The organism is Serpentinimonas maccroryi, from assembly GCF_000828915.1.
GTDB classification, from domain to species: domain Bacteria; phylum Pseudomonadota; class Gammaproteobacteria; order Burkholderiales; family Burkholderiaceae_C; genus Serpentinimonas; species Serpentinimonas maccroryi.
Genome location: NZ_AP014569.1, coordinates 999,105 through 1,011,347, shown reverse-complemented (window position 1 = coordinate 1,011,347; position 12,243 = coordinate 999,105). Strand labels below are relative to the sequence as shown.

Below are 12,243 nucleotides of genomic sequence, written 5' to 3'. Positions count from 1 at the left end.
GCCCGCGCTATTTTTGCAGCAGCAGCTTGACCAGCAAAATCACTGGCAGCAGCCCGGCCAGCACGATGCCCAGTGCCGGCACCGCCGCGCCGCTCCAGACCGACTCGGCCGACATCTGCCAGACCCAAGTGGCCAAGGTCTCGTAGCCAAAGGGGCGCAACATCAGAGTGATCGGCAGCTCTTTCATCACATCCACAAACACCAGCGCACCGGCGACGATGATGCCCGGCGCCGCCAGCGGCAGGTGGATGCGCGTGAGGATGCGCCACTGCCCCGCGCCCAGCGTGCGCGCCGCCAGCGTCAGGTTGGGCTTGACTTTTTCCAGTGCGGCGTCGGTGCTCTGGTAGGCCACAGCCAGAAAGCGCGCCACGTAGCCATAAATTAAGCCGATCACCGAGCCGGTGAGCACCAGCCCAACGGTCACGTTGAACCAGTACTCGGTGGCGTAGTTGAGCGCGTGGTCCAGCGGCGTGAGCGTGAGCAAAATGCCCACCGCAAGCACCGGCCCGGGAATGGCGTAGCCGGTGGTGGCCAGCGTGGCCATGACGCGGGCAAAACGGTGCCCCGAAACCCGCACCCCGCTCGAGAGCACGATCGCCAGCAGCACCGCCACGGCGGCGGCCAGCGAAGCCAGCAGCAGGCTGTTGCCCGCCAGCTCGAGGTAAACCTGCGCCGTGCCCGGCGTCATGTGCTCAAACTCGGTGGCGGCCCAAGATATGAGCTGCGTGATCGGCAGCACAAAAGCCACGCCCAGCACGCCCGCGCACAAGGCCGTGGCCAGCCACTTGTTGCGGCCCTGCAGCTGGGCGCGCGGGAGTCCGGGCGATTTGCCTCCGGTTTCGTGGTAGCGCGTGCGCCCGCGCTGCGAGCGCTCGATCAGCAGCGCCGCCAAAGCCACGATGGCCAGCAAGCCCGCGAGTTCGCTGGCGGCTTGCAAATCCATCATGCCGTGCCAGATGCGCACCACCCCGTCGGCGAGCGTGGGGAAATTGAAAAAACGCACCGTGGCAAAGTCGGCCAGCGCCTCCATGAGCGCCAGCGCGACCCCGGCGGCAATGGCTGGGCGTGAAATCGGCAGCACCACCTTCCAGTAAAACTGGGCCCGGCTGTAGCCATGCACCCGTGCGGTGTCAAAGGCCGTGGACGATATGCCGCGGTAGCCGACCAAAGCCAGCATATAAACGTAGGGGTAGAGCACCAGCGCCATCACCGTGATCGCGCCCAGCGGCGAGCGCACCTCGGGAAACCAGGCCGCGCTACCAAACCACTGCACCAGCGTGCCTTGCACCGGCCCGGCGGCGTCGAAGGTCGCCATGAACACAAAACCCATGATGTAGGCCGGAACGGCCATGGGCAGCATCAGCAACCACTGAAACAGCGTGCGCCCCGGGAATTCGTAGGCCGTGACCAGCCATGCCAGTCCGGCGCCCAGCAGCAGCGTGCCGACCCCGACCCCGAGCAGCAGCAGCAGGGTGTTGCGCAGCAGCAGCGGCAGCAGCGTGTCCCACAGGTGTTGCCAGACTTCTGGCGTGGGGCTGAGCAAGGTGGAGGCGACGATGAGCACTGGGAACACCGCCAATGCAGCAATCAGCGCAGAAATGGCAGTGGCCCCCAGATGCCACTGCCTTTTGTTTTGCACGACCGGAACGCTGCTAACTGCTTGCGACATTATCAGGTTGAATAAAACGCGGTCGTGCGGGGTAACGTTGGGTTAACGGTAAGCAGCGCGGTCCAGCAGACGGATTGCGTCGGCTTGCAGGCGGCCGAGTTCGCGCAGATCGAGGCGGTCGCCGCGGAAAGGTCCAAAGCCGGCGATGATCGGGTGCACTGGCGCCGCCGGGTTGGCCGGGTACTCGTGGTTCGAGCCCGAGAACAGCTCTTGGCCGCGCGGCGTGCTGATCCACTCGAGCAAGCGCAGCGCGTTGTCGCGGTTTTGCGCGTGCGTGGTGATGCCGGCACCGCTGATATTGACGTGCACACCACGGTCGCCGGCGGCTTGGTTGGCCCACATCAGGCGCACCGGGAACGCCGGGTTGGACTGCAACAAGCGCCCGAGGTAGTAGTGGTTGGTGATGGCCACGTCGCCGCCGCCAGCGGCCAGCACCTCGAGGATGCGGGTGTCGCTGTCGATCAGCTGCGGGTTGTTGGCCACCCAGCCGCGCACCACTTGCTCGGTGCGGGCTTCGCCGTGGGCGGCGATCATGCTCGCCACCAGCGATTGGGTGTAAGAGTGCGTAGCCGGGCGCATGACCAAGCGGCCGCGCCACATCGGGTCGGCCAGCGCCTCGAAGGTGGACAGCTGCGCCGCCTGCACCCTTGCTGGGTGGAACAGAATGGTGCGCACGCGCTGCGTCAGGCCGAACCAATGGTTGCCCGGGTCGCGCAGGTGCGCGGGAATGTTGCTGCTCAGGGCGGTGCTGGTGACGGGCTGTAGCAAACCCTGGGTGGCGGCCAGCGCCAAGTTGCCGGCATCGACGGCGATGAACATATCCGCCGGGGTGTGGCGGCCTTCGGCACGGATGCGCTCGCGCAGGCCGGCGTCGGGGCCGCTGGTGAAGCGCACGCGGATGCCGGTTTCGCGGGTGAAGGTCTCGAACACGCCCTCGACGCCGTAGTGGCGCGAGCTGTAGATGTTGACCACGCCAGCGCCAGCGGCGGCCGCGGGTGCGCCTTGGGCAAAGGCTTTGGGCAGCGCGGCAACCGACAGGGCGGCACCCGCCACCGATGCAGCCCCCAATTTAACGACCAGATTTCTTCTGCTGACTTTCATGTGTACCTCGATTATGCAATTGAACCAGACAAGTGCCGCTTCGTTGCCCGCAGACCCAAAGCAAGCCATGGTGCGCTAACTACGCATAGTGATGATAGCATGAACGCAAACCATTCTTGTTTATTTCTAAGGCGAAAATCGGGCGCAAAGGCGGTCTTGGTGCCGCACCAAACGCAAAAGCGCGGCCCCCAAACGGGCGGCCGCGCTTAAGTGCCAGCAGGGTAGGGTGCTCGGACTACTGTGGCTCAGCGTTTTTTGCTGGCGCTGGCGCTGGCGACTTTGGTGCCGCTGAGCGCGTTGTCGCTCATGGCCTGGAAGTTGGTTTGCGCCACTTCTGTGGCTTGCTTGACCGCGCGCTGCACGGTTTCCATGGCATTGTTGGCTGAGGCCACGGCATTCTTCATCACCGCCACAGCGGTTTCGGATCCGGCCGGGGCGTTGCGGGCCACATTGTCGACCACGGCCATGAATTTTTGTTGTGCCTCGGCACCTTGGTTTTCGGCGAATTTGGCGAACTCGCCGCCGGTGCCCGCAGCGATTTCGTACAGCTGACGGCTGTAGGCGGCGGTTTTTTCAGCCAGCGGCTGCATCAGGGAGGCCTGCAGGGCCATCAGCTCTTGTGCGTCTTTGACGCTCATCAGCGCCTGGGTGTTGCTCGAGGTGTCGGCCAGCGCCGCGCGGGTGGCTTGCATGTTGAGCTCCAACATGCGCTCTACGCCCTCAAAGGCCTTCTGCGTCAGGCCAAAAAGGGTTTCGACGTTGGCTTTTTGGGCGGCAAGCATCTGTTCGGGGGTCAGCATGGTCAGGCTCCTGAAGGTAATGGGCAAGTCAAGTAGGAAAGGGCAAAGTGACTCGGCTCTAGACCCTGCACCGCGCCCCGCAGCGGCCGGTCAGAACGGCCGCACGTGATGAGCGCCTCCTTTGCTGCGCTGCAACATGATCGTAAATTATAGATTCGATTTGTGGCGAGAGCAAGACTTTTAAGCCCTCACCCGCGCGCTGTAGGGACCCAAGTGCGGTTTTCTTGCGCCAGATCAAAGCGGCGGCTTGACGCGCTGCAGGGTGCCGTGCCCGTTACTCCTGCGCCCCCATCGCCAGTGCACGTGCGCGACTGGCCTCGGCAGCGCTTGGGTCGGGGCTTGCGCGGGTGGGCCAGCCAGCCAAGTGCTGCTCGCACAAGGCGGTGAGGGCGCGCATGCCCTCGGCGCTGTCATTGAGGCAGGGGATGTAGTGGAACTCGTGTCCACCGGCCTGCATGAAGGCGGCTTTGGCTTCGAGGGCGATTTCTTCCAGTGTTTCGATGCAGTCGCAAGCGAAGCCAGGGCAGAGGGCATCGACCCGCGCGACACCGCTGCGTGCCAGCTCCACCAGCGTCGGTTCGGTGTAGGGTTGCAGCCACTTGGCGCGGCCAAAGCGCGACTGGAAAGTAAGGCGGTATTGATCGCGGCTCAAGCCCAGCGCCTCGGCCAGCAGGCGCGCGGTTTTGTGGCATTCGCAGTGGTAGGGGTCGCCTTTGTCGAGGGTGCGCGCCGGCATGCCATGAAAGCTCAGCAGCAACACATCGGGGCGGCCATGCGCCTGCCAGTGGCGCTGCACCGAGGCTGCCAGCGCGGCGATGTGCTCGGGCTGGTCGTGGTAGTTGCGCACCAGCCGCAGTTCGGGCAGGTTGCGCACCGTGCGGCCCCATGCAAACACGGCGTCGGCCACGCTGGCTGTGGTGGCGGCGCTGTATTGGGGGTAGGCTGGCAGCACCAGTATGCGCGTGCAACCGGCGGCCTTGAGCGCGTCGAGCCCGCTGGCCACCGAGGGCTGGCCGTAGCGCATGGCCCAGCGCACCTGCACCTGGTGGCCGCGTTCGCCCAGGTAGCCCTGCAAGAGCGCAGCCTGGCGCTCGGTCCAGACCTTGAGCGGCGAGCCCTCGGGCAGCCAGATGCTGGCGTATTTGGCGGCCGATTTGCGCGGCCGCAACCGCAGCACCACGCCGTGCAAGATCGGCCACCAGAGCAGGCGCGGCAGCTCGACCACCCGCGGGTCGCTCAAAAACTGCGCCAGATAAGGGCGCAGCGCCGCCGCCGTGGGGGCGGTGGGGGTGCCGAGGTTGCAGAGCAAAACCCCGATATGCGGGGTTTTTCCGTGTTGATGAGGGGGTTCGGGGCGCATGGGCATGTGCTATTCTCGCTCAGACCAGATGTCAGAGAACTTTTGGGTGTACGTCAAGGTTTGAGGGGCAAAGCTGCAGCGGGCAGCTATGTACGGCTCGGCGGATGCTGGGGCCGAATGGACGCGATTCAATCAATAAAAGCCTAGCCATGACTGCCGCTTCACTTCAGCCCAAGTTGCACTGGGTTGTCGACACCCATTGGCGGGTGCGTGCGCTGGCCTACCCGCTCGCTTTTTTCATCTTGACCCTGCACCTATGGGGTCAGGGCCAGCCGGCGCTGGTCTGGGTGTTGCTTGGCTTGCAACTGCTCATCTACCCGCACCTGATTTACTGGCGCGCGCGGCGTGCACCCGACCCCCCGCAAGCCGAGTTGCACAATCTCTTGCTCGACAGCTTTTTGTTTGGGGCTTGGGTTGCGTGGCTGGGTTTTCCAGCGTTCATCGGTTTCATGTTCTTCATCAGCACCGCCATCAACAGTGCGATTTTGCGCGGATTTAACGGCATCGCCTGGTCTCTGGCCCTGTTTGCCGTAGGTGCTTTGCTGGGTGCCGCGCTGGGTGGCTGGCATTTTTATTCGGATGAAAGCGGGTGGGTCAAGCTGCTGAGCATGGTCGGGATTTCGGGCTATCTGCTGGGCATCGGGGTGTTGGCGCACCAGCGCACCCAAGTGCTGCGCCACACCCGCTCCACGCTGCGCGCGCGCGAAGCTGAATTGCAGGCGCTCAACGCCGCGCTGTCGGATCGCTTGCACCAGATCGAGCGGCTGCAGGTCGAGTTGCGCGAACAGGCCGTCCGCGACCCGCTCACCGGTTTGTTCAACCGGCGCTACCTGCAATCGACTCTGGAACGCGAGTGGGCGCGTTGCCAGCGCGAGGGGGTGCCCCTGTGCGTGATGCTGCTTGACATCGATCATTTCAAGCAAGTCAACGACCGCCACGGGCACGGTGTGGGCGATCAGGTGCTGGTGCGCTTGGGGCAACTGCTGCTCGAGCAAAGCCGCCGTGAAGACCTTGCCTGCCGCTATGGCGGTGAGGAATTTTTGCTGCTGCTGCCCGGCTTGGGGGCAGATGAGGCTTATGAGCGTGCTCAAGCGTGGCGGCAGGGTTTTGCGGCGCTCGATATCTGGGTTAACGGGGCGCGCCTGAACCTGAGCCTCTCGGTTGGGGTGGCGGTGGCTCCAGATCACGCCAACGAGCCCGATTTGCTCATCCACCAAGCCGACATGGCACTCTACGCCGCCAAGGCCCAAGGCCGCAACCGGGTGGTGCTGGCCGAAGCCGGCCGCATGCACCCATGAAGCAGCCACCGCCCCACGGGGTTGCCGCGCCGCCCCACAGCGTTTTTGAAGACGTGCAGGGCCTGCTGGTGGGCAGCCTGTTTGTGGCCTTGGCCGTGCTGATGTTTCAGCAGGCCTTGCTGCTGACTGGTGGCACCACAGGGCTGGCTTTTTTGCTGCACTACGCCCTGGAGTGGCCTTTGGGCTGGCTGATGTTTGCCGTCAACCTGCCGTTTTACGTTTTTGCTTGGCTGGCGCTGGGGCCTGTGTTTACCCTCAAAACCTTTGCCGCCGTGGCCTTGCTGGCGCTGTGGGTGCAGTGGCTGCCGCTGTGGCTGGCGTTCGAGCGGCTGCACCCGGTGTTGGCGGCGGTGTTGGCTGGTTTGCTGGCCGGCACCGGTATTTTGATCATCTTGCGCCACCACGCCAGCTTGGGTGGCTTGGGGATCATGGCGGTGTACCTGCAAAAGCGCTTCGGTTGGCGCGCCGGGGTGGTGCAAATGGCTTGTGATGCGCTGATATTGCTGGGCGCGTTGTGGTTGTTGCCGCCCCTGCAGGTGCTGCTGTCGCTGCTCGGGGCTTTGGCGCTGAACATGGTGATCGCCGTCAACCACCGCAGCGGGCGCTATATGGGGGTTTGAGTGGGTTTTGCGGCTTGATCAGACCCGCGAGCTCGATGCCCGATAATGCCGGCTGCGCGCAGCTTCAAGCTTTGCAATCTGTGTTTTGGGAAATTCGATTTGGCTCTGCAACCCGATATCGGGCACCCGGTCAACGCCCTGTTTATGCTGGCCACACACACCGAAACGGCTGTGGTGGTCACCGACGCGCGCGGGCGCATCGAATGGGTCAACCAAGGCTTCGAGCGCATTACGGGCCACATTCTGCCCGAGATATTGGGCCAGAGTCCGGGTCGCCTGTTGCAGTCTGCACAAACCGACCCGCAGGTGCTGGCGCAACTCAAGCAGGCCTTGCGCGACGAGGCGCCCTTCAAAGGCGAACTGCTCAACCGCCGCAAAGATGGCAGCCACTACTGGGTGGCGCTGGAAATCCAGCCCGTGCGCGATGGCTCGGGCCGCCTCAAGGGCTTCATTTCGCTGCAGCAAGACATCACCGAGCGCAAAAACGCCGCTGCGCGCCTGCGCGAACAAAGCGAGCGGCTGCACCTGATTTTGAGCGGCACCGGGGCCGGCACCTGGACCTATCAGGTCGATGAAGAGCTGTTCACGGTCGATGAGCAGTTTGCGGCCATGCTGGGCGATGCACCGAACAGCCTGCGGGGCGATACCGAACACCTGTACGCACGCATGCACCCCGACGACCGCCCGCGCGTGCGGCAAGCGCATCAGCTGCAGCTGAAGGGCCCCCAGTCGCTGAGTGAGGTCGAGTTTCGTCTGCGCCACACCCAGGGGCATTGGGTCTGGGTGCTGAGCCGCAGCAGCGTGCAGCGCCGCCACCCCGAAGGCCGGGTGGCGCTGATAGCTGGCATTTTGCTCGACATCAGCCGGCGCAAGGGCATCGAGCAGCAACTGATGCTCGAGCGCGAAGAACTGGTCGGGGTGATCGAGGGCACCCAAGTCGGCACCTGGCGCTGGAATGTGGAATCTGGCCAATTGCAGATCAACCGCAACTATGCGGCGATGATCGGCCTCGAGGGGCAGGAGCTGGAACCCCTGACAGTGGCCTGGTGGAGCGAGCGCGTTGAAGCCAACGATCTGACGCGCACCATGCAGCAGATCGAAGCCCACCTCAACGGCGAGAGCCCATTTTTTGAGTCCGAATTCCGGTTGCGCCACCGCCTCGGGCATTGGGTTTGGGTGCATTCGCGCGGCAAGGTCATCAGCAGCAGCCCAGACGGGCGCCCGATCTGGATGGCCGGCACCCACACCGACGTGACAGCTGCCAAGCTGGTCGAAGTCGAGCTGCAGCACGCCAACGAGCGCTTCCGCTTGGCGGCGCGCAGCGCGCAAATCGGGGTCTGGGAGATCGACATCGCCAGCGGGATGGTGGTCTGGAACCGGCAGATGCGCGAGCATTTCGCCATCGAGCAAGACCTGCCTTCGGATGAGTTGCGCCGCCTGTGGCGCGCGCGCGTGCACCCGGGCGATCTGCTGCACACCCACGCCTTGCTGCTCGACGTGCTGCACTGGGGCAAGCACTACGAGGCCGAATTCCGCGTCTGTTGGCCCAGCGGCGAAATCCGCCACCTCAAATCCGCTGGGCTGGTGATCGACAGCGAAGGCCAAGAGCGCAGCCGCATGGTCGGCATCATGCAGGACGTCACCGAATTGCGGCGCAAGGAGGCGCAGTTGCTGGCCAGCCGCGCCTTCCTCGACAACGCCGGGCGCATCGGCGGCGTGGGCGGCTGGATGGTGCACCGCGAGCACATGCGGCTGGAATGGACCGCCCACACCTTTCAAATCCACGGCCTGCCCGACGGCCAGCAGCCCACGCTGGAGCAGGCGCTGGCCCACTACCCACAGCCTGGGCGGGCACAATTTGAAGCCGCTTTGCAGCAGGCCTTTGAAGAAGCGCATCCGATCGACTTGGAGCTCGATTTGCTCACCGCCGGCGGCCAGCCGCGTCGGGTGCACCTGGTGGGGGAGCCGCAGTTGCAGGCCAAGCAGGTGGTGCAAGTGATCGGGGCCATCCAAGACATCACCGAACGCGAGGCCCAGCGCGAGGCGCAGCGGGCGGCTCTCACCCACGCCAAAGAAATGGCCGAGGCCAACAGCGCCGCCAAGAGCCAGTTTTTGGCCAACATGAGCCACGAAATCCGCACGCCCATGAACGCCATTCTGGGCATGCTGGCGCTGCTCAAGAAAACCGGTCTGAATCCGCGTCAGGCCGACTACGCCCTCAAGGCCGAAGGGGCCAGCCGCGCCTTGCTGGGGCTGATCAACGACATTTTGGATTTTTCCAAAATCGAAGCCGGGCGCATGGTGCTCGACCCGCGCCCCTTCGTTTTGGACGAGTTGCTGCAAAACCTCTCGACCCTGCTGTCTGTGAACTTGGGGAGCAAGCCGCTGGAACTGTTGTTCGACGTCGATGCGCGGGTGCCCGATCGGCTGGTGGGCGACGACCTGCGCTTGCACCAGGTGCTGCTGAACCTGATTTCCAACGCCATCAAGTTCACGGCCCAAGGCGAGGTGATGCTCAAAATCGAGCTGCTGCGTCAAACGGCGCAGCAAGTGGAGCTCGAACTCACGGTGCGCGACACCGGCATCGGCATCGCCACCGAACACCAAGAAAAAATCTTCAGCGGCTTCACCCAAGCCGAAGGCTCGACCACGCGCCGCTTCGGCGGCACTGGGCTGGGGCTGCCCATCAGCCGCCATTTGCTGCGCCTGATGGGCAGCGACATCCAACTGCTGAGCGTACCCGGGCGCGGCAGCATCTTTAGTTTCACGCTGCATTTTCCCCTGCCAAACGAGCCCGCTGGTCTGGCCCAGGTGCCTGCGCCGCTGCCGCGCTGGCGCGTGCTGCTGCTGCACGGCTACGAGCCCGCCCGCACGCTGCTGCAGCGCATGTTGACCGCTTTGGGTTGCGACTGCGTGGCCTTTGGGGCCGACGCAGAATCGCAGCAGGCTTTGCAGACCTTGCTCAAACCAGCCGCACCGGGTAGCCCCAACCAGCCTGCGGGCTTTGATGTGGCGCTGGTGGATGGGCGTTTTTTTGAGCCCGCTGATTTAACACCGCTCGATAGCCTGCGCCATTGTGTGCCAGCCGCTCTGTGCCCGAATCTGATCTGGCTCACGGCACACGGCCGCGACCTGTTGGGTGCGGGTGCCGGGGCAAACGGGGCCGGTACCGCAGCCGATGCGGGCCATGCTGCGCAGCTGGTCAAGCCCGTCACGGCCCCCATGCTGCGCCGAGCGCTCGAGCAGTTGCTGCAGCCCGAACACGGGCCCCAGTCTGCCACCTCCCCGGCCAGCACCCCACCTGCGCTGCGCTTGCCCGGTTTGCGCCTGCTGGTGGTCGAGGACAACCGCATCAACCAGCAGATTGCGCTCGAGCTGTTACAAGGCGAGGGGGCCACGGTGGCGCTGGCCGACCACGGCCGCGCGGCCTTGCAGCTGCTCGGTTTTGATGCGCACGACCGGGTGCCGGCGCACCCCAAACCAGCCGATTTCGATGTCGTGCTGATGGATTTGCAAATGCCCGAAATGGACGGCCTCACGGCCAGCCGCCTGCTGCGCGAGGGTTTGGGTGCACTCTGCCCGCCCATCATCGCCATGACCGCCAACGCCATGGAGAGCGACCGCCAGGCGTGCCTGGAGGCGGGCATGGTGGACCACATCGGCAAACCCTTTGAGCTCGACCAGCTGGTGGCCAAGCTGCGCCGCTGGGCTGGCCTCGATGCCTTGGCCGAGGTTCAGGCCGACAAAGAGGTGCCGGCGCAGACACTCGGCGGCACCGCCCCGGTGCTGGACTTCGAAGCGGCGCTGACGCGCATGGGCCGCCAGCCGCATTTGTATCGCCAAGTGGCGCAAGAAGTGGCGTCTGCGCTGCCTGGCTACGCCCACAGCGTGCGCGGCTGGCTTGAGCCTGATCGATCGCCTGCGCTGGAAGCGGTGGTGCGCGAACTGCACACGCTCAAGGGCTTGGCTGCCACGGTGGGGGCGCAAGCTTTGGCGCAGGAGGCAGCGCGCGCCGAGGCGGTTTTTGTCGGCTTTGGTCGCATGGGCGCTGCATCGACCGACGCCGAGCAGCGCCTACAAAGCGAGCCCTGCTTGTTGGCCGTGCTGGATGCGCTGCAGGCCGCTGCGCAAGCGTTGCAGGATTTTTTGGCGCTGCCGCCGCCGCTGCCCCCCTGCGAGCCCAAGCCCGAGCAGCCGCCCGCCGAGGGGGTGCTGTCCAGCCAGTCGCTGCAGGCAAGCTTGCAGAGCTTGCGCAGCTGTTTGCTGGCGTTCGACATGCAGGCGCTGGATTGGGCGCAGCAGCTGGTTGCACACCACACCAACGAGCTGGGCGAGCGCTTGCCACCGCTGTTGCAAGCCGTGCAAAGCCTCGATTTTTCTGCTGCTTTGCTGTTGTGCGACGCCTGCCTGAACGAAAATCCCACCTAATGGACATTGCCCAATCCTTGCCGGCTGGAACCCCGTTTGGGGGCGAACTCGAGCGCCGGCCGCGCCTGCTGGTGGTCGATGACCAGCCCGTCAACGTGCAGTTGCTCTACCGCGTGTTTGCCGCCGACCACCAGGTGTTTGCGGCCACCGAAGGCAACAAGGCGCTTGAGATCGCACGCCAGCAGCAGCCCGACCTGATCTTGCTCGACGTCGTCATGCCAGAGCTCGATGGCTTTGAGGTCTGCCAGCGCCTCAAGGCCGACCAACTCACGCGCGACATCCCGGTGATCTTTCTCACCGCCAACGCCGACCCCGAATCGGAAGCGCATGGGCTCGACGTGGGAGCGGTCGATTTCATCGGCAAGCCCTTCAACACCAAAGTGGTGCGTGCGCGCGTCAAAACCCACGTCACGCTCAAGCGCCAAGGCGATTTGCTGCGCCGCTGGGTGTTTCTCGACGGCCTGACCGGCATCGCCAACCGGCGCCACTTCGACGAACGGTTGGCCGTCGAGTGGGCGCGCATCCAGCGCAGCGGCGCACCCTTGAGTGTGCTGCTGATCGACGTGGACCACTTCAAACGCTTCAACGACAGCCACGGCCACCAAAGCGGCGACGATTGCCTGCGCCGCGTCGCGGCTGCGCTGGCCAGCGGCTTGCAGCGCCCGACCGACCTGGTGGCGCGCTACGGCGGCGAGGAATTTGTCTGTCTGCTGCCCGATACCGACGGGTACGGCGCCCAGCACATGGCCGAGCAATTGCGCCAGCGCGTGCACCAAGAAACCCAGCCCGGTGTCAGCGGCGCACCTTGGCCAGCGGTGACGGTGAGCATCGGCGTGGGCAGTGCGCGCCTCGACCTGATGCACAGCGCCGACGATTTGCTGCGCGAGGCCGATCTCAACCTGTATCGCGCCAAAAAAGCCGGCCGCAACGCCGTTCGGGCGGGGGCCGCTGCGTTGTCGGCCTAGTG

The 12,243-nt window shown here is 64.9% G+C and carries 8 protein-coding genes; 4 read left to right on the top strand and 4 right to left on the bottom strand.

Annotated elements, in window-relative coordinates; all coding sequences use genetic code 11:
* Positions 1-7: 7 nt before the first annotated feature.
* The 4 genes from SMCB_RS04755 to hemH form a co-directional block, all read right to left on the bottom strand.
* Entirely contained in the window at positions 8-1,669 is a 1,662-nt protein-coding gene (locus SMCB_RS04755; protein ID WP_045535448.1) for an ABC transporter permease, read from the bottom strand.
* Positions 1,670-1,711: 42 nt separating this feature from the next.
* Positions 1,712-2,770 carry an extracellular solute-binding protein gene (locus tag SMCB_RS04750; RefSeq protein ID WP_082027237.1) on the bottom strand — a complete coding sequence of 353 codons (1,059 nt, stop codon included), beginning with the start codon at positions 2,768-2,770 and terminating at the stop codon, positions 1,712-1,714.
* Positions 2,771-3,015: 245 nt separating this feature from the next.
* Complete coding sequence (locus tag SMCB_RS04745) at positions 3,016-3,570, bottom strand: phasin family protein (protein WP_045535446.1); 555 nt, start codon at positions 3,568-3,570, stop codon at positions 3,016-3,018.
* A gap of 274 nt (positions 3,571-3,844) precedes the next feature.
* The gene (hemH, locus tag SMCB_RS04740) at positions 3,845-4,936 is read right to left on the bottom strand and encodes a ferrochelatase (protein ID WP_045535444.1); all 1,092 of its coding nucleotides are present in this window, start codon (positions 4,934-4,936) and stop codon (positions 3,845-3,847) included.
* Positions 4,937-5,079: 143 nt separating this feature from the next.
* Here hemH and SMCB_RS04735 point away from each other — a divergent pair, with 143 nt between their 5' ends.
* From SMCB_RS04735 to SMCB_RS04720, 4 genes are all read left to right on the top strand, one after another.
* The gene (locus SMCB_RS04735; RefSeq protein WP_045535441.1) at positions 5,080-6,228 is read left to right on the top strand and encodes a sensor domain-containing diguanylate cyclase; all 1,149 of its coding nucleotides are present in this window, start codon (positions 5,080-5,082) and stop codon (positions 6,226-6,228) included.
* A complete protein-coding gene (locus SMCB_RS04730) occupies positions 6,225-6,848 on the top strand; it encodes a YitT family protein (protein WP_171820283.1) in 624 nt (207 codons plus the stop codon). The genes SMCB_RS04735 and SMCB_RS04730 overlap by 4 nt, the downstream gene beginning before the upstream one ends.
* A gap of 99 nt (positions 6,849-6,947) precedes the next feature.
* Positions 6,948-11,276, top strand: a complete 4,329-nt coding sequence (locus SMCB_RS12140) for a PAS domain-containing protein (protein ID WP_171820282.1) — start codon at positions 6,948-6,950, stop codon at positions 11,274-11,276.
* Complete coding sequence (locus tag SMCB_RS04720) at positions 11,276-12,241, top strand: diguanylate cyclase domain-containing protein (RefSeq protein WP_045535439.1); 966 nt, start codon at positions 11,276-11,278, stop codon at positions 12,239-12,241. Before SMCB_RS12140 ends, SMCB_RS04720 begins: the two co-directional genes overlap by 1 nt.
* Positions 12,242-12,243 lie beyond the last annotated feature (2 nt).